This window comes from Arthrobacter sp. HY1533, from assembly GCF_027568515.1.
Taxonomy (GTDB): Bacteria; Actinomycetota; Actinomycetes; order Actinomycetales; family Micrococcaceae; genus Specibacter.
Map to the genome: position 1 here is coordinate 86,309 of NZ_JANKZF010000014.1, position 20,925 is coordinate 107,233.

Consider the following 20,925-nt stretch of genomic DNA (forward strand, 5'->3'; position numbering starts at 1 on the left):
AGCCAGGGATGTGAGCCCAGTGGACCGTGATGCCCTTGCCTACTGGCTTCAGGAGCCAGACATGGGGTTGATCCGCGCCGAGAGGCTGGCCGAGCCGGAACCCGGGCAGGTCCTGGTCCGCACCCTGTTCAGCGGCATCAGCCGGGCCAGTGAACTGCTGGTCCACCGCGGCGGCGTCCCGGCCGGGCAGCGGGAGGCCATGCGGGCCCCGTTCCAGGCCGGCAACTTTCCCGGCCCCGTCAAATACGGCTACCTCAACGTGGGCACGGTGGAGCTGGGGCCGGCGGAGCTGCTGGGCCGCACAGTGTTTTGCCTCTTCCCGCACCAAAGCGCCTATGTGGTGCCGCAATCCGCCGTCCATGTGGTGCCCGACGGCGTCCCCGCCCGCCGCGCCGTGCTCGCCGGAACCGTGGAGACGGCCGTCAATGCCCTGTGGGATGCGGCGCCGCTGGTGGGAGACAGGGTCGGGGTGGTGGGCGCCGGCATGGTGGGGTGCGCCGTGGCCCGGCTGCTGGCCGGCATCCCCGGAGTTGCGGTGGAGCTCGTGGACGTGGACCCGGCCAAGGCAAAAGTGGCTGCCGCCATGGGGGCGGGCTTTTCGCTGCCGGACGACGCCGGCGGGCCGGAGGGCTGGGACCTCGCCTTCCACACCAGCGGCACCTCCGCCGGGCTCCAACTGTGCCTTGACCGGCTGGCGCCCGAGGGGGAAGTCATTGAGCTGAGCTGGTACGGCGACGCCCCCGCCACCATCAACCTGGGCGGCAGCTTCCACCCCTCGCGGCTCGCCATCCGCTCCAGCCAGGTGGGGTCGGTGGCCCCGGCAAGGCGGCGCAACCGCACCCCGGGCAGGCGCCTGGAGCTCGCGCTGGAACTGCTGCGCGACCCGGCCTTTGACGCCCTCACCACGGGCACCTCCACCTTCAGCGAACTGCCGGGCGTCATGGCCAGGCTCGCCGACGGACGGCTGGAAGCCCTGTGCCACACCATCTCCTACGGCACAGCCGTCCCCGACAACCCAGCCCCGACCGGAACGACAAGGTGATGCCATGTTCAGCGTGAGCGTCCGCGACCACATGATGATCGCCCACAGCTTCAACGGCGAGGCGTTCGGCCCGGCCCAGCGGTTGCACGGGGCCACCTACATCATCGATGCAACGTTCACCCGGGAGGAGCTCGACGCCAACGGCACAGTGGTCGACATCGGCGCCGCCGCAGCCGAGCTGCGCTCCATCGCGGAAGCACTGGGCTACCGCAACCTGGACGAGGACGCAGAGTTCGCCGGCATCAACACCACCACCGAGGTGCTCGCCAAGACAGTTGCGGACCGCCTCGCCGCGCGAATCCACGCCGGCGCATTCGGCCCCGGCGCGTCAGGGCTGGCCGGCATCAAGGTGACCCTGCGCGAGTCGCACATCGCCTGGGCCAGCTACGAGCGTGCCCTGTGACAACTCTGCACCTGGTGGTCCCCGCGGGCATCGACAACCCGGCACGGCCCAGCGGCGGCAACCACTTTGACCGGCGGATCGCCACGGCACTGGCCGGCCTGGGCTGGCGCATCGTGGAACACCCCTTGCCCGGCAATTGGCCCAGCCCCGCACCGTGCGACGCCGGGGCGCTCCCGCGGCTGCTGGCAGGCCTGCCGGACGGGGCCGTGGTGCTCCTGGACAGCCTGGTTGCACTGGCCAGCGCCGTCCCGGCCGCCACGGCAGGCAGGCTGCGGCTTGTGGTGCTGGTGCACATGCTGCTGGCTTCCGCGGACGACGCCGGTCCGAGGCTTGCCCGCGAACGTGCGGCACTGCGCCAGGCGGCAGCCGTGGTCACCACGAGTGCCTGGACCCGCGAGCTGATCGTGTCCCGGCACGGGATCGCGCACGGGGACATCCTGGTCCTGGAGCCCGGCACGGACAGGGGGCCGGTGGCGCCCGGAACACCGGGCGGCGGGGTGCTGCTGTGCGCCGCGGCCGTGACGGCCAACAAGGGCCACGACGTGCTGATCGATGCGCTGGCCGCTGTGGCCGGGCTCGACTGGAGCTGCACCTTTGCCGGTGCAACGGACATGGAGGCGGGCCTGATGGAGAAACTGCGCCGGCAGGCCAGCGATGCCGGCATTGCGGGGCGGCTGCACTGGCTGGGGCCGCTCACCCGGGCGGAGCTTGGCCGCAGCTACGCAGCCTCGGACGCCCTGGTCCTGGCCTCCCGGCAGGAAAGCTATGGCATGGTGGTGGCCGAGGCCCAGGCGCATGGTCTCCCGGTCATTGCCAGCAACACGGGCGGCGTGCCGGAGGCCCTGGGACACAGCTCCCTGGGCACGGTGCCGGGCCTGCTGGTGCCGCCCGGCGACGCCTCCGCGCTGGCCGCCGCACTTCGCCGCTGGCTCGGGGACGCTGCCCTGCGGCACTCCCTGCGTGCAGCTGCCCTGGATCGACGGGACATCCTGCCGGACTGGGACGACGCCGCCGTTGCACTGGCCGGGCTGCTGTCCTTTCTGGCCGCCGCCCGCACCGAGACAGTTCGGCACTGACATGCCGGGGAGGAGGGTGCTGCTGGGCTGGCTGCAGGCCTTGGCGGGTGCCGCCGTGCTGGCGGCCCTGCTCTGGAAGCTCGGCTCGGGGCCCTTCATTGACGGCATCATGGCCGTGGACGCCCGGGCCGTGGCTGCCGCCATGGTGATCACCCTGGGCACCACCCTGTGCTGTGCCTGGCGCTGGCAGCTTGTGGCCCGGGGGCTGGGCCGGAACTTTCCCTACTGGCCCGCCGTGGCGGCCTACTACCGCTCGCAGTTCCTGAATTCCGTTCTGCCCGGCGGGATCCTGGGCGACGTCCACCGCGGCGTTGACCAGGGCAGCCGCGACGGGGACGTTGGCGCAGGGCTGCGGGCCGTGGCGTGGGACCGCGCTGCCGGACAGGCCGTGCAGCTGCTGCTGGCCGTGCTGGTGCTGACTTTCCTGCCGTCCCCGCTGCACGGCGTCGGAGCAGCCCTGGCCTGGGTTTTGCTGGCCCTTGCGGCCGCCGTGGCCGCCCTTGTCCTGTGGCCGCCGCGGTCCGGTGCACGGTGGTGGGCACGCGTCCTGCCTGCCGTGGCCTCCGATCTGCGCCACGGCCTGCTGCAGTGCCGCACCGCGCCGGGCATTGTGCTGGCCTCTGCCGGAGCCGTGGCCGGGTACACCGCCATCTTCGTCATTGCGGCCGGATCCGCCGGGACAGCCGCCACGGCCACGCAGCTGCTGCCGCTGGCCATGTTCGTGCTGCTGGCCATGTCGGTTCCCGCCAGCATTGCCGGCTGGGGTCCGCGGGAGGGTGCCGCGGCGTGGGCTTTCATGGCTGCCGGCCTGGGTGCCGCGCAAGGGGTCAGTGCCGCCGTCGTCTATGGCGTGCTGTCGCTGGCCGCCTGCCTGCCGGGGGCCGCCGTGCTGCTGGCCGGCTGGCTTCGCCGGGGCCGTGCGCGGGGCCGGGCGGCGGTCCATGGCGGGCCGGGCGCCGCCGGGGGAGTGCGGCATGGCTGAACGCCCCTACACGCTGCTCAGCGCCGCGATGTCGATCGACGGGCACATTGACGACGCCACGAGTGAGCGCCTGCTGCTCTCCAACGACGCGGACTTTGACCGGGTGGACGCCGTCCGGGCCTCCTGCGACGCGATCATGGTGGGCGCCGGAACCATCCGGGGCGACAACCCGCGCCTGCTGGTGCGCAGCGGTTCACGGCGGGGGCGCCGGGCGGAGCGGGGGCTGCCGCCGTCGCCCCTGAAGGTCACGGTGACCGGCGGCGGTCGGCTTGACCCGGACGCGGGATTCTTCACCGCAGGGGAGGCCGGCCGGATCGTCTACTGCACGAGCGCCTGCGTGGCTGCTGCCAGGGTGCGGCTCGGCGCGCTGGCCACAGTGGTGGACGGCGGGGAGCGCGTGTGGATGGCCGGCCTGAGCGAGGACCTCCATGCCCGCGGCGTGCGGCGCCTCATGGTGGAGGGCGGCCAGAGCATCCTGACCCAGTTCCTGGCCGAGGGGCTGGCCGACGAACTCCAGCTGGTGGTGGCCCCGTTCTTCGTGGGCGATGCCCAGGCCCCGCGCCTGGTGTTCGACGGCGTGTTCCCCTGGACCGCCGAGCGGCCCGCCACCCTTGTCCAGGCCCTGCCCATGGGCGACGCCGTGCTGCTGCGCTATGCCCTGTCGGGGCGGTTCGAAGGACCCTGAGCCCGTCCAATTAAGCAAAAAGGCGCGGGCCTGCGCAGTGCGCAGGCCCGCGCCGTTGGCTACAGTTTCGGCACGGTGCGCGGCCTGACAATGACCCACAGGGCGACCATGGCCAACAGGCTGCACGATCCCATGATCAGGCCCATGGGCGTTGACGTGGTGACGCCCACGAAGCCGACCACGGGGGTGATCAGGCCGGCGAAGCCGAACGTCACGGCGCCGAGGAGCGAGGCCGCGGTGCCGGCCTGCTTGCCGTTGCGGGCCAGGCCCATGACCTGCACCGAGGGGAACATGAAGCCCGTGGCGCAGATGAAGAACCACAGCGGCACCATGACACCCCACAGGCCAAAGCCAAGCTGGTCAAACACCACCATCGCGACAGCCGCAGCCACCTGGGCCACGGTGGCCCATGCAATGACCCACTGCGGACCGGTGTGGCGCATGATCCGCGAGGCAATCTGCACACCTGAAACAACGCCCAGGGAATTCACGGCAAACAAGAAGCCATACTGCTGCGGGGTAAAGGCGAACGTGTTCTGGAACAGGAAGGTGGACGCCGACAGGTAGGTGAACAGGGCGGCAAAGTTAAAGCCACCAACAAACAAGGTGCCCACAAAGATCCGGTCGCTGAACACCGCCTTGTACCTGTCGGCGACCCGCACGCCGTCGGAATGCCGCTTTTCGCGCGGCAGGGTCTCAATGATGAAAACGGAGGTGGCCAGCACGACCAGGGCGCCGTAGCCGGCAAGGAACCAGAAGATGCCGGGCCAGTCCATGATGCCCAGCAGCTGTGAGCCAATCACGGGTGCAAGAATCGGGGCCATGCCGTTGACCAGGGACATGTAGGAGAGCATCTTCACCAGGCGGTAACCGGCAAAGAGGTCACGGATCATGGCCATGGCAACCACGCCGCCACCGGCCGCGCCAATGCCCTGAAGCACGCGGAACACGCCCAGCATGGTGATGTCGGTGGACATGGCAGCGCCGATCGATGCGCCCACGTGCAGCGCAGTTGCCAAAATGAGTGGCATGCGCCGGCCGAACTTGTCGCTGAACGGGCCAACCACCAGCTGGCCGGCGGCGAAACCGATCGTGGTGGCTGTCAGGGTCAGCTGCACGGCCGTGGCCGTGATGCCCATCTCCTGTTCAATAATCGGGAAGGCTGGCAGGTACAGGTCAATGGTGAACGGGCCCAGGGCGGTCAGCAGCCCCAGCACCAGGACGTAGATCAGTTTCTGCCGGCGCGACAGGGCGTCGCCGGGGTGAACGGTGGTGGTCAAGTAAGGAGTCCTCAAGAATGTGGTGTGCGCGCGGTGCAGGAAAGCCCTTGTGGGGACAACCCCTTGGATCATGTTAGGTGGTCATGGCAGGCCAAGGCAGGGCGCCCTGTGCAAATTTGGCGTCCATCGGCCAACAACTCACATGCGGCCTTTACTATTCCGCAACCTCGCCCCGGCCCAGGACGGACCGCGCCCCCGGCGATGGGTGGTAATTTTGAGTTTACGGTTGTGCCGCTGGGTGAGGGCGCTACAAAGATTTCGGGTTCGTGCGGATCTTTACGCATTCTGCACGGACCCTCATTATGGAGGCGGTCTCAGTGACGGATATGCACAAGGAACTGCATGTCGCGGCGGGTGAAAACACGGGGGACGGGGTCGCCGCGCTGGTGGAAACGGTCAAGACCGCGGCCCGGCTGGTTCCCCGCCAGGTCAACGACGAAATTGCCCTGGCCAAGCTCGAACTTGAGCACAAGAAGGCCCGCCTGGGCGGCGTTGCAGCCTTCGCCGGTGTTGCCCTGGTATTCATGGCACTGCTGGTCATCGCCCTGGTGGTTGCCGCCATTGCCGGACTCGGCACCGTCCTGCCCCTGTGGCTCTCAGCCCTGATCATCTGCGGGGCCATGCTCCTGGTCATCGGCATCAGCGCCTTCGTGGCGTACCGCAAGTTCAAGGCCCTGCTGCCGCTGCTGCCCGAAAACGCCACCCGCGGCATCCGGCACGACCTCGGCATTGCCAAGCTCGGCCTTGACTTTGACCCGGCCACCCTGGAGAAGGAAGAGCTGAGCCGCGAGGAGAAGAAGGCACGCAAGGCCGAGGCCGCCGAGGCCAAGGCGCGGGCCATCGCCGAGCACAACGCCAAGGAGGCCGCCCAGGGCCCCAAGGCCACCGAAACCGAGCTGATCGCCCGCACCGCAGCCCGCCGCGAACACCTGCTGAAGATTCGCGAGGAAATCGTGGCAGAGGCTGATGTGAAGAAATTGACGGTTCACGCGCTCGACGCCGCCAAGGACAAGGCCCGCGAAACCGTGGGCCAGGCAGCGGCAGGAGCCGCCGGGCAGGCGGCGGAAACCATCAAGGAACGCTGGAAGCCGTTGGCGGCATTCGCCGTGTCGGCGGTGGCATTCCTTGTGCTGCTGCGAAAGTTGATGAAGAAATAATTCCGCACGGCAGACCAAAGACAGGGGTGGGGCAGATGTCCGGCAGTTCCGGTTCACCGACCGATTACTCCACAGCGGTCTTCACCGTCCCCAACATCATCACCATTGTGCGGTTCCTTGGCACGCCCCTTTTTGTGTGGCTCGTGCTGGCCCGCCACGAGTACGGCTGGGGAGTTTTTGTCCTGGCCATGATGGGCTGCACCGACTGGATCGACGGATTCGTGGCGCGCAGGCTCAACCAGACCTCCCAACTGGGGCGGATCATGGACCCGCTCGCAGACCGTGTGGCACTTGTTGCCGTCATCATCACGCTGGTGGTGGCCAAGATCCTGCCGCTGTGGCTGCTGCTGCTCCTGCTGGTGCCCGACGTCGTCCTGCTGGCAGTGACGCTGTACTTCTTCCGTGGCGATGCCGGGCTCAAGGTCACCATGTTGGGCAAAACCCGCACGGCCGCGCTCATGGTGGGCACGCCGTTGCTGCTGCTGGCCAAGGCGACGGATTCCGGCTTCGCCTTCTGGCTGGCGTGGGCGATCCTGGGCGCCGGCATGGTCATGCATGTCATCGCCTTCGCCCAGTACCTGGTGGCTGTCCTGGCCAAGCACCGTGAACTTCACCTGCCCGCCGCGGGGCCGGCCGGCGACATCCAGGGCCGCCCATGATGTGGCTGGCCGTGGTGTGCGCGGTGGCGGGTGCCTTCTTTCTCGCCTTTGGCGCACAGCGGCAGGGCAGCGCCGTCAAGAACAACACAGGCGGCCTGGCGCTGGGCGGTTCCGGCTTTGTGCGCCTGCTGACCAATCCCCGCTGGGTGCTGGGCCTGGTGCTGCTGGGTGTTGGCATGGCCCTGAACGTGGTGGCCCTGACGCTGGGCACCCTGACAGTGGTCCAGCCCATTGGCGCCATTGCCCTGGTCATCACCACCATTGTTAACTCCCGCGACCAGGGCATCCGGCTCAACCGGGCCACGGTGCTTTCCATCACGGCTTGTGTGGCCGGCAGCGCCTTGTTTGTCCTCATGGCAGTGAACGTGGTGAGTGAAAATACTCACGTCACTGTCGAGGAGGAGCTGACGGTGGTGCTGCTGCTGACAGTTGTGGTCATCTTCTTCGGCGGGGCACTGGTGCTGTTCAAGCGGCACCTGAAGTCGTTTTTCTACATCATGGGATCGGGCATGCTGTTCGGTTTTGTGGCCGTGCTGACCCGCATCATTTCCAAGCAGATCTTTGACCCCAACGGCCTGTTCCTGCTCAATGTGCAGTGGTATTCGATCATCGCCATTGCAGTTGCCGGCGGGCTGGGCAGCTGGTTTGTGCAGAGCGCCTATGCCAGCGGCCCCCCGGACCTGGTCATTGCCGGGCTGACAGTGATTGACCCCATTGTGGGCATCGCGATTGGAATCACGATTCTGAACGAACTGCGCGACGACGTGCCGCCGGTGGTGGCAATTGCCATGGCCGGGGCTGCCATCCTTGCTATCGTGGGGGTGATCGCCTTGTCCCGGCACCATCCGGACGTGGTCAAGCGGCGTCGAGCTGCCAAGAAAAGTGCAGCCTAAGCAAACGGCCCGTGGGCCATCCAAGTAGCCACCAGGAGTTTTACCCGTGACACCCTCTGCGAGTGACAGCGGCCAAAAGCCGCTCACCATCTTGATTGCCGCCGACACCTACCCGCCCCACATCAACGGCGCGGCGCAGTTCTGCTTCCGGCTGGCAACGGGCATGACGGGCAGGGGCCACAACGTCCACGTCATGTCGTTCCGCCCCGACGGTGGGCCCATGTACACGGAGACACGGCCGGAGGCCACCGTGCACCGCCTGCGCTCCCGCCCGGTTCCCACACACGAATACTTCCGGATCTGCCTGCCCTGGGAAATCAAGAAGGACATTGCGGCGCTCTTTGACGTCATCAAGCCCGACGTTGTCCACGTCCAGAGCCACTACATGATCGGTGAGCACGTGGTCTACGAGGCCCAAAAGCGTGGCATCCGCATTGTGGCCACCAACCACTTCATGCCCGAAAACCTGAACCCGTTCCTGCCATTCCCGCAGTGGTTCAAGAACATTGTGGGCCGGGTTTCCTGGCGCGACATGGGCAAGGTCATGAGCCGGGCCGACGTGGTCACCACACCCACACCGCTGGCCGCCAAGGCCATGCACCAGCACGCGTTCCTGCGCAAGGTCCTGCCGCTGTCCAACGGCATCGAGGTGGGCAACTACGAACTCGCCGAGGGAGAGGTCCTGCAGAAGTACCCGCACCCCACAGTGGCATTCGTGGGCCGCCTGGCGGAGGAAAAGCACATTGACGTCCTCATCGACGCCATAGCCAAGACTCCCGCGGAGCTGGACCTGCACCTGGTGGTGGTGGGCGGCGGCGAGGTGAAGTCGGCGCTGAAGGCACAGGCAGAGAAGCTCGGCCTGTCTTCCCGCGTCAGTTTCACCGGGCTGGTCAGCGATGAGGAACTGCGCGACGTCTACCTCAAGGCCGACCTCTTCGTCATGCCGGGCACGGCCGAGCTGCAGTCACTGGTGACGCTTGAGGCCATGAGCGCCTCAACCCCCGTGGTCCTGGCCAACGCCATGGCCCTGCCGCACCTGGTGGAGGACGGCGTCAACGGCTACCTGTTCAAGCCGAACGACAGTGACGACCTCGCCGAGAAGATCACCACCATCATGGAACTCTCCCCGGAGGACCGTGCGGCCATGGGTGCCGCCAGCCACTCCATGGTGGCCCGCCACGGGCTCGCCAAGACGCTGGACACCTTCGAGGACATTTATCGTGGCGGCAGCTACGAGGATCACGCCGTTTAGGAAAAGTTCCACTAAGATTGCAGGAGTGCTTTTCCCGGTGACCGTTGCCGGGCCAAAGCGCCTGCATGGGGCCATAGCTCAGCTGGTTAGAGCGCGGGACTCATAATCCTAAGGTCCTCGGTTCAAGTCCGAGTGGCCCTACATGTCAAGCCGCAGGTCAGAAGCCCTTTCGAGGGTTTCTGGCCTGCGGCTTTCTTGGCTTTGGTGGGAGATTTGGTGGGAGTTAGCCGCGTTTCATGTCCCGCGCGGCGCGCCGAGCAGCGAAGTCCACCACATAAGCAACGGCCGGTGCGGCTGTGGCCTGGGGCAGGCGGGGCCCAGAGTGCGTCCGACATCTTCGCGGCAGCGTCCTTCTTCATTTTAGTCAGTACGTGCTGGTAACGCTTGAGCATGGAGGACTGGGACCAACCAATCATCTCCATGACGACCCTTCCGTCCACGCCCATCAGCCGCAGCAAGACTGTGGCGGCTGTGTGCCGGGCATCTTGCATTCGCAGTGAGGGCACGTCGGCCTGCTCCAGGAACTTCTTCCAATCGCCCCAGTCCTTTCGGGAATCCACGGAACGCCCGTTGTCCTGGTAGAAGACGAGATCTACGAGCTCGCCGTTGGCTGAGGTGAACCCTCTCCAGCTGTCACCAGTCTGCAGCCGGGCGAGATCTTGTCGGTCCTTATGGGCGGTGATGACATCAACGATCTGGGCCGGAAGCGCCAGGTGCCGTTTTCCCGCCTCCGTTTTAGGTGGGCGGTAAAAGATGCCACCCGAGTGCTTTGCGGGGCACCAGTGGGTGCGACGGCCGCCTGAGGGGGCGTTCTTCACCTCGGCGCAGCCGTGCTTGTCCGGAAGGCGGTACAGCTCCCGCGTAATCCAGACTTTGCCAGTGTTCAGCTTCATGTCCGGCCAGACGAGGCTCAGTCGCTCTCCCTGCCGCAGGCCGAGCGCCAGTGCAACAATCCAGCGGGCGCCGTCCGGAGCTGCGCTCGCGGCCTGGATAAGGCGGCGGGCATCATCCATAGACAGCACTGAGGGGGAGTAGTGGGCAGGGGTGGGGGCGTCGAGGCGGCCGGCGGGGTTGATGCCGATGCGACCGCGGCGTTCGGCCATGGTGAGGGCGCGGGAGACGATGCGGTGCAGTTGGGTGACCGAGGTTTCCGACATCTTGGCGGCCCGCATGTTGGCGCGGAGTTCTTCGATGTGTTCGGTACGGAGCTGGTCCAGCGGGACGAGGGCCGCCATGGTGCCGACCACCCCTTTGCGGAACTAGGTTCGGTACCCGACCAGTGTGTGGGGCCTGACCCTGATGGCGGCGATGCTGGCCAGCCAGTAGTCCATCCATTGGATGAATGTGGGGACATTGCCTGAGACCAGGGAGCCGTCGTCCTTGGCGCCGAGAGAGGCCCGGAGTTTGGTGGCGCACTCGGCTCGGGTGGGTGCGAAGATGATCAGTTTCTTGGGCTTGCCGGCGGCGGTCCAGCCGACGGCGACTTCGGACCGCCACCGACCGTCGCTGGTTTTGTAGGGATATTACCTTCTCCCTAGGTGTTGGCCTTGACAATGGTGCGTCTCGATTCGAAAGTGGCTGCCCGGAGGTCAGCGGGTTTGGTGCTCCACGAGAGCCAGCTGTGCCGTCTCTTCGGGTGTGAGGGATTGCAATCGGTCGGTCACGACTTGCGGAGTTACCCATAGTTCCTCTGCCAGCTCGTGGTCGCTGGTGGCCCAGGCGGCATGCGCGCAGTGGGTGTCTATGGGGATGAGTCGGCGCGCGGCTTCAGTGCAGACCTCGTATTCAATGCTCGGCTCTTGGCAACCATCGTGGCCACGTTCCAGGTGTACGAGCTCGTGGGTTACAGCGCATCGCCGCTCGTCTTGCTGAAGACGGTTGTCCAACCAGATGACCCGGAGGCCATCCGTCCGCCCAGGCAGGCCATCCGACAGGCGAATAGGACTGATGTGGATGTGTGTCAGCCGCCGAAGCGCCCCCTCCGAGGATCAAACATTCGATGATCCCAGGGGGAGGCTCTGGCAATTTCGGCTATGAAACGAGTGAAGACACTCTGAAATATGCGGCGTTAAGTCGCTTGAAACACATCAGCAGGACCATTAGCAGGTGCAAAATGATAGCGATCAAAATGCTATCGGCGGCCTGTCCAAATTTCAGCGGGCCTGCCACTGCAGTCAAGAGCGTCGCAAAGCCGCTGAGCACAACGGCGTATAGGCAGTTGCTAAACAATTGATTAACAAGTGCCGGTGCGCGTGTATCTATCTGTGGGGCGATTGCAGCAACAGTGCGCTTCTCCGAGGAAATTTGCATCTCAGCCATCTGCATCCGAAGCTGGAAAACGAAGACGGTTACGGCGAAGGAGAAACCGAAAACGATGGCCAGGGCCGCAACCATGTTCGCGTGAGCGTTTGTGAGCTCAAAACCCAGGGGCCACCATGACGCAATTCCGGCTGCGATCGGTATACCGACATGAACGATGAAATCCATTGGGGACAGTCGGCCGGTAGCGGCGTTTCTTAGCGTTCCAAAATGATCCCGAACGATGGGAAATATGTTGATCTTCGAACTCATGATCGGCCTCCCTCTAGTCAGCCAAGTACTACTATCGTGTCGCTGTGACAGGCTTAGGAAGCTTGCGCGTCCACTCGTATTTCCAGTCGAGGCTACGTCGCTCGTAGAAGCCCTTTGCCTCTTCGTCGATCATACCGATCAGGGCTGACATTCCCAGAGAAGATTCGCCGTAGTCGTTCAGGAGCACGCGTATTCCGGGCGTTCGATCTTTGTCCACAACCATGGTCTTGGTGCGTTCACCATCGCTCAGCCGCATCTCCATCTCGTCATAGTTGAGATCGTCAGGGAAGCCGAGATCCGTGACACCTTCCAACTTTTTCCCGCGAACGATGTCCTTGATTTTGCTTGGAAGCCACCTCTCGCCTTTGATCGGCGTGAGAGTCGAGCTGTAGTTCATCAGTGTGGAAGTAGTTGACGAGTCATCGGCTATGTCCGGTGAGTAGTCGTAGACAGTTGCCGTCACTGATTCCAATTTCGCCAGAGCTAGCCACGAATCAGGCGAAACCACTGTCTCGGTGTCTACGACAAGAGAGAGCGGTTTCCCGGTCGTCTTGGATATCTTTCCCGAGACCATCGATTTGAGGTGTCCAACAAACGACGGCAGGATCAAAGGACCGCAACCCGAATGGCCTTGTTTTTCTGCGAAGAATAGAGCCACAGTCGAGCCCGGTGGTATCAGGAGTGCGCTCCGGGTTTCGACCGTCTGTGCATCCAACTCCTTGGTTGTGTAGGCCGTTCCGTGTGTCGCGGTATCCACAACTTCGTCTCCGACTGTTCCGTAGCTGCCGGTACGCATTTTTGCCATCACGATACGGTTTCGCCGTTTGACATCTGGCTTCTTGCCGTACGTTTTCTTGGCTGAGTCTTTGAAGTGTTCGATAGGGAGGCCCTTAAGCCAGCGCTCGAATTCGTCCAAAACGTTCAGGCCCTGGATGTCGTCCAGTGAAAACCACCTATCGGTCCGAGATTCACGGATCATGATCGACTGATAGGTCATTGTTCTTCTAGGCATTGTTGCGCCCCCAAATCATTGTGCGAGCAACGCTCGCAGCTGGTTGTTAGTTGTCGTGCTCGGTTCTTGTGTTTCTTGGCCGCGCTTGCGGGCGCGGGCGTCTTTCTGGGTGTCGAGGGCCTTAGCGGCTGCTTGGCTGAGTGCCTTGGCCGCTGCTGGCCTCGGCCTCCAAGGTCTTAGCTATCCGCCGGCGGACGATGTTGCCGTAGATGCCGAGCCAGATGACGCCGATGCAGAGCAGTGGGCCTATGCCTGGTATGAGCGCGAGGATGCCCCCGAGCAGTACACCCAGGATGATCATGCTGACGCCGGCCAGCCTGTGCATAGTGGGGCTGGATTTCCGGTGCTCGTCAGTGGGAACGGTCCCGCGTTTGACCTTCGGTTGTCCGGCGGCGGGCGCTGATGCCTGCGGTGCGGCTCGGAAGGAGGAAGGAGTAGAGATGGTGGCAGTTGGCGGTCGTCCGGCGGCTGCTGGCGTTGGAAGCTCACCTTGGTATGTGGGCGGGATTGTGTAGCTGTCTGAGTGCGGCACGAATTTGGGAACGGTGGTCGCCGGACCGATGATCCACTCGTCGGGGATTTCCGTGGATTTCGCCGCTTGAAGGGTCAACTGAGCTGCGAGAGCAGATCCCTTGATGGTTGCCCAAGCAACGGGCAATACATTCATGGTCTCCATGTGTTCAACGACGGGCAAGTAGTGACCCGAGGTGGCGCCGCTCAATTCGCCTACGCGTTCGCCTTCCAGCCGAACTTCAATGAATTGTTTCTCAGTTCCGTTCTTGAGGCGGTTGATGCCGCGGTGCATCGTCAGTAAGAGCATGCCCACTCCAGAGGGCGGCACATAGTTGAAAAGAACATCAAAGTGATTTTCTTCTTTGATGACCTGCAGTCCACCGCCCCAGGGCAACACCGAGTAAGTACCCGTTGGGGCGTTGTTGATAGGGGTGAGTAGATTTGGCTCCCGAAGGACCAGCGTGACACGGGACTCGAACTTGTTCGCGCCCCGACCGTCCCAAGGCCGTTGCGTGCTGGCCCAAATACGGGCGGTGGTTACCGCTGTGTGGCCGCTGGCCGCGATACGACCAATATCGTTCCAGTAACTGGCGTCGTCGTCTTTCGAAATGTAGGCAATGATTCGTCCGTTGACCCTGACAGAGATGGCATGAGTTCCATGGGGGTTGTCCGGCTCAGGGACTAGCTGAGCATCGACATTCATTTCGATGCTTTGGCCTACCGGAGGTTTCCCGCCAATGACCTTCGCGATGTTCGCCTGGTGGTAGAACATGCCTACAGCATCGACGTTCGCCCAACCATTCTCAGGACCTGGCAGCCTATAGTCCGTCATTCTCATTCCCCAATCGGTTACGATGCGAGCAGCGCCCGCGGGTTGGTCTAGTTGTCGTGCTTTGTGTCTTGTGATTCTTCGCCGCGCTCGCGGGCTCGGGCGTCTTGTTCGGCGCCAAGGTTCGGATGGCCGCTTGCTGCCAGTTCGCAATGGTTGGCCGGCAGTGGCACGCGGCCGAACTCGTCGGCATCCAGGGTGGGCGGGGGATACACATACGGGACCTTCTTGCCCTTGGGGTTGGCAGGGGCGTTCCCTGCCTGGTTCATATGGGTGGGATTGGCTGCCGCCTCCTCTTGATTTGTAGCGTCAAGAGTTCGAATCGTGTCCACGAAACCTTGGATGATTTGTCGGTCCAGAGCGCTGAACTCCTGCGAATCGCGGACCACATCTTCGAGCGCCGGCCGTACGGCCTGCCCCTCGGCTCCCATACTGGCCATGGCGCCCTGGACAACTCTCTGAACCGGGACCCGGACGACTTCTGCAAGGGCGTGGATGACGTTGCCCTTGATTGAGATGAGCTCCTGGTTCTTCAGCCGCGAGAAGTTCGAGTGCTTCATATCCAGTGCGAGGTTCTCAGTGCGCCGCTGAAGATATCGGGTAGACCAGCCGTTCTTGTCCTGGGCAACTTGAGTCAGGACATCAAGCGAATGTGTTGCGTTCACTACGTCCGCCTCTCGAATGGCCACGCAGCACCCAGACTTGGCGGACACTGCAACATATAAATAAATGAACTCCAAAAAGAATACAAGTTGTGGCATCGTTTCACCGGATTGGCGCGGGCGCGCGGAACACACACAGTGAAAGCCAGAGTATGCCGTGCATAGCCATAAATTGAGCAGGTGGCTACAGGAAGCGATGCGGCGGTTGCTGCCTAGAACCTGGCTACTAGCTACCGACGTTGTCTCAACGCAGCCCAGAGGCCGACAGTTACCGTCGCGGCTAACGATCGTCCCTGACTTTCCGGCTGCCGTCTCGACAAGATTGCTGGCTGGATGTCGCACGGCTGCAAGATTCGGGACGCCCCCGGCCTGCGGAAACGCAGGCCGGGGGCACTTTTGCTTTGGGCCGGAAGCGGAGGTTGTTCGCCAACGGGCACGTTGGCTGTGACAAATCCGTCATATTCGGCCTGTCACAATGCCCGCAATTTCCGGGACGCCGTGGCAGTTCATCGGAGAGAATTGGCACCTCGACATTCTTGAAGGATTCAGCCCATGTTTTGGAACAACGCGCGTGCCCGTTTTCGGCAATGGATTGAGCGGCACATCATCGCCGACGACCCCATGCCGGAACGCTCGCGCCTGGACATCATGTGTGAAGGGTCCGCCACGGGCACTGCCGCGGAGCCCCCGGAGGATGACGTGGCCGGGGGCCGCGCGGGGACCGTGAGCAACGGACAGCCCGGGGACTGACGGCCGCAGCGCCGTCCGCCGCGGGTGCGCGTGCCGCCCGCGGGATCCGGCAATGTTGCCTTCGCCACACAAGATGCGGTAAGTTACTGACCAGTAACATGTTTGGTGCTGGGCCGAACGGTCACTGTTCAATGATGAAGACAAGCAAAGGAATTCCCGTGTCCAAGGCTGCCGCAGACCCGAACAACCTCCCCTACGCCGACGGCGACTTCTATGGATTTGAGCAGATGCTCTCCGAAGCCGAGCGCGAACGCCTGCAGGAAATCCGCGACTTCCTGGCCAAGGAGGTCAAGCCGATCGCCACCGACTGCTGGAACCGCGGCGAGTTCCCCATGGAGATCATCCCCAAGCTTGCCGCGCTGGACATCATGAGCCCCGTCCACCGTCAGGGTTACTCGAGCCTGTTTGCCGGACTGGCCCATGCCGAATTCACCCGGGCCGACGCCTCCATCGCCACGTTCATGGGCGTGCATGACGGCCTGTTCACCGGCTCCATCGAAGCCCTGGCTTCCGAGGAGCAAAAGGCCGCTTGGCTCCCGGACATCTACGCCATGAAGAAGATCGGCGCCTTCGGCCTGACCGAACCCCTCGGCGGCTCCGACGTTGCCGGCGGCACCCGCACCACTGCCGTGCGGGACGGCGAGAATTGGATCATCAACGGCGCCAAGCGATGGATTGGCAACGCAACGTTCTCCGACTGGGTTGTCATCTACGCCCGCGACGTCGCCGACAACCAGGTCAAGGCCTTCCTCGTGGACACCACCCTGCCGGGCTACAGTGCCACGAAGATCGAGAACAAGACTGCCCTGCGCACTGTGCAGAATGCCGACATCACCCTCGAAAACGTGGTTGTCCCGCACAGCCACAAGCTCGCCGGCGGCAACAGCTTCCGCGACACCAACAAGGTCCTGAAGGTCACCCGCCTGGCCGTGGCGTGGCAGGCCGTGGGCCAGCAGATGGCCGCATTCGACGTTGCCCGCCGCTACGCCGTGGAGCGCCACCAGTTCGGCCGGCCCATCGCCTCCTTCCAAATGGTGCAGGACCAGCTGGTGAAAATGCTCGGCAACACCGTGGCCTCCATGGGCATGATGGTGCGTCTGTCCCAGCTGGAGGACCTGGGCCAGGCGAAGGACGAGCAGTCCGCCCTGGCCAAGGCCTTCACCACGTCCCGCATGCGCGAGACGGTCGCCATGGGCCGGAGCATCCTGGGCGGCAACGGCATTGTCACCGACTACGAGATGGCCAAGATCTTTGCCGACGCCGAGGCCATCTACTCCTATGAGGGCACCTACGAGATCAACACCCTCGTCACGGGTCGCGCCATCACGGGCATCTCCGCCATCGTCTAATCCCGGCGCCCTGCTGCGGGTTGGTTGGTCAAGGGCAGCAGGACCGACGGCCGCAGGTCCAGGATGAACTGCAGCGGATCAAGGTAGTCCTCCCCGCGCCGCACGCCCCAGTGCAGGCAGGAGCCGTCCCCGGCCGGGTCCCTGCAGTGTGTGGGACCTGCCACCTTGCCAATATCCTGGCCCCGGGCCACCGTGTCGCCCGCCTTGAGGCGCGAGAGGACCGGTTCAAAACTGAGCCGCAAACCGCCTGCCACGGCAATGGTCAGCACCGGCCGGTCGACCACGTTGCCGGAGAACGCCACCACGCCGGCCGTCGGAGCCAGCACTGCGGCGCCTTGTTCAGCGGCCAGGTCAACGCCGCGGTGGCCAGAAAGCCACGGCTTGGCCGGCGGGTCAAAGACATTCACCACCCGCGGGCGCCCGGCCAGCGGCCAGCCCCAAGCGAGCGTCGCAGGGAGGGGGAGGGGTGCCGCGGCCACGGGGGAAGTGGCGGGACCCGGCAGGAGCGCAAGGACCAGCAAGAGCGCACCCAGCAAATGCCCCCGCGGGTGACAGCGTAAGTAGTCCAGTATGTAGCCCATGCCCAACAATGCGCCCCTGAAGGCCCCGCGGGGAGGTGCCCCGGGCAAGTTGTGGACAAGCCCATGGGTGGAACGGCCTGTGGGGGAGCGGTTGTGGTCAGCCGCCGTTGCCCGCCTGTAGTAACATTGAAAGAGCAGTGTGCCGTGTGCACGCTGACTACGCGCACCCCACCTGATGAGGAATTCGAGAATCTTCTTGAATCCTGCGGATGGATTGTGTCCATGCGGTCCGCCTCACGGCGGTTGATGGAATGCACAATGGGTGCCAGGAGCAACGGAACCACCGGGCAACCGGCACGGAACCAAGGCTGATCGAACCGTAAAACTAACTAGAAGGAGCGCCGGCATGCCCGTCGTAACTATGCGCCAGCTGCTTGACAGCGGCGTCCACTTTGGACACCAGACCCGTCGTTGGAACCCGAAGATGAAGCGATTCATCCTCACGGAGCGCAACGGCATCTACATCATCGACCTGCAGCAGTCACTGTCCTTCATTGACCGCGCCTACGAGTTCGTAAAGGCCACCGTTGCACACGGCGGCACCGTTCTCTTCGTCGGTACCAAGAAGCAGGCTCAGGAAGCAATTGCCGAGCAGGCTACCCGCGTTGGCCAGCCCTACGTGAACCAGCGCTGGTTGGGCGGTATGCTCACCAACTTCCAGACGGTTTCCAAGCGTATCTCCCGCATGAAGGAACTCGAAGAGATCAACTTCGAAGACGTTGCTTCCTCGGGCCACACCAAGAAGGAGCTCCTGCTCCTCAAGCGTGAACTCACCAAGCTGCAGACCAACCTCGGTGGTATCCGCAACCTGACCAAGGCACCGTCCGTGCTCTGGGTTGTTGACACCCCGAAGGAACACCTCGCCATCGACGAGGCACACAAGCTGAACATCCCCGTTGTGGCCATCCTGGACTCCAACTGCAACCCCGACGAAGTTGATTTCCCGATCCCGGGCAACGACGACGCCATCCGCTCCGTTGCGCTGCTGACCCGCGTGATCGCTGATGCAGTTGCAGAGGGCCTGATCGCTCGCAACAACAAGGCAACCGGCAACGAAGAAGCTCCGGCTGAGCCGCTGGCTGAGTGGGAGCGCGAGCTCCTCGAGGCACCCGCCGCTGAAGCTGCTGTTGAAGCCGCTGTTGAGGCTCCGGCCGAAGCTGCCGCAGAAGCTGCAACCGAGAAGTAAAAAACTTTTCCTCGCGGACCCCGCCCAGGGAGCAATCCCGGGCAGTCCGCCACCCAGGAACCAGATGCTGGCAGGATCGCGCCGCCCACAAGGCACAGCGGTCCTGCCAGAACTGGCCTAAAACTGATTTGCATACTCAAACATCTACACTGAGGGGTTCACATGGCGAACTACACCGCCGCTGATATTAAGGCTCTGCGCGAGCGCACGGGCGCTGGCATGATGGACGTCAAGAAGGCTCTCGACGAGGCAAACGGCGACGCCGACAAGGCCATGGAGCTCATCCGCATCAAGGGCCTCAAGGGTGCCACGAAGCGTGAAGGCCGCTCCACCGCCGAGGGCCTGGTTGCCGCTGCCGTTGAAAACGGCGTTGGCGTCATGGTTGAGGTCAACTGCGAAACTGACTTCGTTGCCAAGGCTGCCCCCTTCATCGAATTCTCCAACAAGGTTCTCGCAACCGCGCTGTCCTCCGGTGCAGCCGATGTTGAGACCCTGCTGGCTGTTGACGTTGACGGCAAGCCCATGTCCGAGGTTGTCATCGAAGCCGGTGCACTCTTGGGCGAAAAGGTTGCCATCCGCCGCATTGCACGCATCGAGGGTGCAACTGTTGACGCTTACCTGCACAAGACCTCCAAGGACCTCCCGGCCCAGGTTGGCGTGCTGTTCGCCGTTGATGGCGACAACCAGGAAGTCGCACACGACGTGGCCGTGCACATCGCCGCCATGTCCCCGACGTTCCTGACCCGCGACGAGGTTGCTGCAGACGTCGTTGAAAGCGAACGCCGCATCGCCACCGAAACCGCACAGGCAGAGGGCAAGCCGGAAGCCGCCATGACCAAGATCGTTGAAGGCCGCCTGACCGGCTTCTTCAAGGAGATCGTCCTGGTTGACCAGGCATTCGCCAAGGACGCCAAGAAGAGCGTCGGCGTTGTTCTGGAAGAAGCAGGCGTCAAGCCTGTTGCCTTCGCACGCTTCCGCGTGGGCGCGTAAGTACAACACTTCGCAACCCAGGCCGCCCCGGTGGCCTGAGGCGATGTGACGAAGAAGGGGTGGCCGCCAACTGCGGTTGCCCCTTCTTTGCGTCCATCGTCGGATAAGATTTAGGCGCACCCTTTTCAACTGGCCCCGGCCCGGCGGAATACCGCACCCCAGCACAACGGCAAATGGCCCCGGACCGATCCCCGACGCGGCGGACGGCAGCCGGCACCCACGGAAGGCACCATGACCTCGAACACTTCGCAGACCGAGCCCACCACCACTGCAGCTGAACCAGCAGCGGGAGCCGGACGGCGCCGTCGTGTGCTGCTCAAGCTTTCCGGCGAGGTCTTTGGAGCTGGCAAGCTCGGCGTCGACCCCGAGACCATCCGCGGCATCGCCAAGCAGATCGCCAGCACCGTGGACACGGTTGAGGTGGCCATTGTGGTTGGCGGCGGCAACTTCTTCCGCGGCGCCGAGCTCTCCGCCTCCGGCATGGACCGTTCACGCGCCGACTACATGGGCATGCTGGGCACCGTCATGAACTGCCTGGCCCTGCAGGACTTCCTGGAACAGGCCGGCGTAGACACCCGCGTCCAGAGCGCCATCACCATGGGCCAGGTTGCCGAGGCCTACATTCCGCGGCGCGCCATCCGCCACCTGGAGAAGAGCCGCGTGGTCATCTTTGGTGCCGGCGCGGGCCTGCCCTACTTCTCCACCGACACCGTTGCCGCCCAGCGCGCCCTGGAAGTCCACGCCGATGTGGTGCTCATGGCAAAGAACGGTGTTGACGGCGTCTACACGGCAGACCCCAAGAAGGACCCCACGGCCGTCAAGCTCGACCACCTCAGCTACGACGAGGCCATGGCCCGCGACATCCGCGTCATGGACCAGACCGCCTTCAGCCTGTGCAAGGACAACAATGTCACCATGCTGGTCTTCGGCATGGAGGGTGAAGGCAACGTTGCCCGTGCCATCCTCGGTGAGGAACTCGGCACACTCGTCACCCCGTAGCATCCGCGAAACCGGGGCCCGTGTGGCTGGCCCCGGTCCGGGGGTACCGCACGG

22 protein-coding genes and 1 tRNA gene are annotated in these 20,925 nt (G+C 64.1%); 15 read left to right on the forward strand and 8 right to left on the reverse strand.

What is annotated here, in order from left to right:
- Positions 1–61: 61 nt before the first annotated feature.
- From PCK14_RS12160 to PCK14_RS12180, 5 genes are read left to right on the forward strand one after another with little or no spacing between them, the layout of a single operon-like run.
- On the forward strand, positions 62–1,042 hold the full coding sequence (locus tag PCK14_RS12160) for a zinc-dependent alcohol dehydrogenase (protein WP_269938760.1): 981 nt from the start codon (positions 62–64) through the stop codon (positions 1,040–1,042).
- A gap of 4 nt (positions 1,043–1,046) precedes the next feature.
- Entirely contained in the window at positions 1,047–1,445 is a 399-nt protein-coding gene (locus PCK14_RS12165; protein WP_269938761.1) for a 6-pyruvoyl trahydropterin synthase family protein, read from the forward strand.
- Entirely contained in the window at positions 1,442–2,521 is a 1,080-nt protein-coding gene (locus PCK14_RS12170; RefSeq protein ID WP_269938762.1) for a glycosyltransferase family 4 protein, read from the forward strand. The genes PCK14_RS12165 and PCK14_RS12170 overlap by 4 nt, the downstream gene beginning before the upstream one ends.
- Position 2,522: 1 nt before the next feature.
- Positions 2,523–3,503 carry a lysylphosphatidylglycerol synthase transmembrane domain-containing protein gene (locus PCK14_RS12175; RefSeq protein WP_269938763.1) on the forward strand — a complete coding sequence of 327 codons (981 nt, stop codon included), beginning with the start codon at positions 2,523–2,525 and terminating at the stop codon, positions 3,501–3,503.
- On the forward strand, positions 3,496–4,188 hold the full coding sequence (locus PCK14_RS12180) for a RibD family protein (protein ID WP_269938764.1): 693 nt from the start codon (positions 3,496–3,498) through the stop codon (positions 4,186–4,188). The genes PCK14_RS12175 and PCK14_RS12180 overlap by 8 nt, the downstream gene beginning before the upstream one ends.
- Positions 4,189–4,247: 59 nt before the next feature.
- Here PCK14_RS12180 and PCK14_RS12185 read toward each other — a convergent pair whose 3' ends face one another.
- Positions 4,248–5,468 carry a multidrug effflux MFS transporter gene (locus PCK14_RS12185; RefSeq protein WP_269938765.1) on the reverse strand — a complete coding sequence of 407 codons (1,221 nt, stop codon included), beginning with the start codon at positions 5,466–5,468 and terminating at the stop codon, positions 4,248–4,250.
- Positions 5,469–5,794: 326 nt separating this feature from the next.
- Between PCK14_RS12185 and PCK14_RS12190 the strand changes: the two genes are divergently transcribed.
- The 5 genes from PCK14_RS12190 (at position 5,795) to PCK14_RS12210 (ending at position 9,570) form a co-directional block, all read left to right on the forward strand.
- The gene (locus PCK14_RS12190; protein WP_269938836.1) at positions 5,795–6,625 is read left to right on the forward strand and encodes a phage holin family protein; all 831 of its coding nucleotides are present in this window, start codon (positions 5,795–5,797) and stop codon (positions 6,623–6,625) included.
- A 35-nt stretch (positions 6,626–6,660) separates the two neighbouring features.
- On the forward strand, positions 6,661–7,284 hold the full coding sequence (locus tag PCK14_RS12195) for a CDP-alcohol phosphatidyltransferase family protein (RefSeq protein WP_269938766.1): 624 nt from the start codon (positions 6,661–6,663) through the stop codon (positions 7,282–7,284).
- Complete coding sequence (locus tag PCK14_RS12200; RefSeq protein ID WP_269938767.1) at positions 7,281–8,177, forward strand: DMT family transporter; 897 nt, start codon at positions 7,281–7,283, stop codon at positions 8,175–8,177. The genes PCK14_RS12195 and PCK14_RS12200 overlap by 4 nt, the downstream gene beginning before the upstream one ends.
- Before the next feature lie 46 nt (positions 8,178–8,223).
- Positions 8,224–9,429 carry a glycosyltransferase gene (locus PCK14_RS12205; protein ID WP_269938768.1) on the forward strand — a complete coding sequence of 402 codons (1,206 nt, stop codon included), beginning with the start codon at positions 8,224–8,226 and terminating at the stop codon, positions 9,427–9,429.
- 67 nt (positions 9,430–9,496) lie between these two features.
- A tRNA-Ile gene (locus tag PCK14_RS12210) sits at positions 9,497–9,570 on the forward strand.
- On the opposite strand, the gene PCK14_RS12215 is transcribed toward PCK14_RS12210, so the two are convergent.
- The 6 genes from PCK14_RS12215 to PCK14_RS12235 form a co-directional block, all read right to left on the reverse strand.
- Positions 9,552–10,664, reverse strand: a complete 1,113-nt coding sequence (locus PCK14_RS12215) for a tyrosine-type recombinase/integrase (protein WP_269938769.1) — start codon at positions 10,662–10,664, stop codon at positions 9,552–9,554. The two genes, PCK14_RS12210 and PCK14_RS12215, sit on opposite strands and share 19 nt — an antisense overlap.
- Before the next feature lie 354 nt (positions 10,665–11,018).
- A complete protein-coding gene (locus PCK14_RS19360; RefSeq protein ID WP_442864713.1) occupies positions 11,019–11,315 on the reverse strand; it encodes a hypothetical protein in 297 nt (98 codons plus the stop codon).
- Between the two features lie 145 nt (positions 11,316–11,460).
- Positions 11,461–12,000, reverse strand: a complete 540-nt coding sequence (locus PCK14_RS12220; protein WP_269938770.1) for a hypothetical protein — start codon at positions 11,998–12,000, stop codon at positions 11,461–11,463.
- Positions 12,001–12,031: 31 nt separating this feature from the next.
- A complete protein-coding gene (locus PCK14_RS12225; protein WP_269938771.1) occupies positions 12,032–12,997 on the reverse strand; it encodes a hypothetical protein in 966 nt (321 codons plus the stop codon).
- A gap of 136 nt (positions 12,998–13,133) precedes the next feature.
- Positions 13,134–14,297, reverse strand: coding sequence for a hypothetical protein (locus tag PCK14_RS12230; protein WP_269938772.1), 1,164 nt, complete (start codon positions 14,295–14,297; stop codon positions 13,134–13,136).
- A 107-nt stretch (positions 14,298–14,404) separates the two neighbouring features.
- Positions 14,405–15,019, reverse strand: a complete 615-nt coding sequence (locus tag PCK14_RS12235) for a hypothetical protein (protein WP_269938773.1) — start codon at positions 15,017–15,019, stop codon at positions 14,405–14,407.
- 549 nt (positions 15,020–15,568) lie between these two features.
- Between PCK14_RS12235 and PCK14_RS12240 the strand changes: the two genes are divergently transcribed.
- Positions 15,569–15,766, forward strand: a complete 198-nt coding sequence (locus PCK14_RS12240; protein WP_269938774.1) for a hypothetical protein — start codon at positions 15,569–15,571, stop codon at positions 15,764–15,766.
- Between the two features lie 158 nt (positions 15,767–15,924).
- Positions 15,925–17,115, forward strand: coding sequence for an acyl-CoA dehydrogenase family protein (locus PCK14_RS12245; RefSeq protein ID WP_269938775.1), 1,191 nt, complete (start codon positions 15,925–15,927; stop codon positions 17,113–17,115).
- Here the strand turns inward: PCK14_RS12245 and PCK14_RS12250 are convergent.
- Entirely contained in the window at positions 17,112–17,636 is a 525-nt protein-coding gene (locus PCK14_RS12250; protein WP_269938776.1) for a M23 family metallopeptidase, read from the reverse strand. The two genes, PCK14_RS12245 and PCK14_RS12250, sit on opposite strands and share 4 nt — an antisense overlap.
- A gap of 406 nt (positions 17,637–18,042) precedes the next feature.
- On the opposite strand from PCK14_RS12250, the gene rpsB reads away from it, so the two are divergent.
- The 3 genes from rpsB to pyrH all read left to right on the forward strand — a co-directional run bounded on the left by rpsB (position 18,043) and on the right by pyrH (position 20,871).
- A complete protein-coding gene (gene rpsB / locus PCK14_RS12255) occupies positions 18,043–18,882 on the forward strand; it encodes a 30S ribosomal protein S2 (protein WP_269938777.1) in 840 nt (279 codons plus the stop codon).
- Between the two features lie 162 nt (positions 18,883–19,044).
- A complete protein-coding gene (gene tsf, locus PCK14_RS12260; RefSeq protein ID WP_269938778.1) occupies positions 19,045–19,872 on the forward strand; it encodes a translation elongation factor Ts in 828 nt (275 codons plus the stop codon).
- Between the two features lie 231 nt (positions 19,873–20,103).
- On the forward strand, positions 20,104–20,871 hold the full coding sequence (pyrH, locus tag PCK14_RS12265) for a UMP kinase (protein ID WP_269938779.1): 768 nt from the start codon (positions 20,104–20,106) through the stop codon (positions 20,869–20,871).
- The last annotated feature ends 54 nt before the right edge of the window (positions 20,872–20,925 follow it).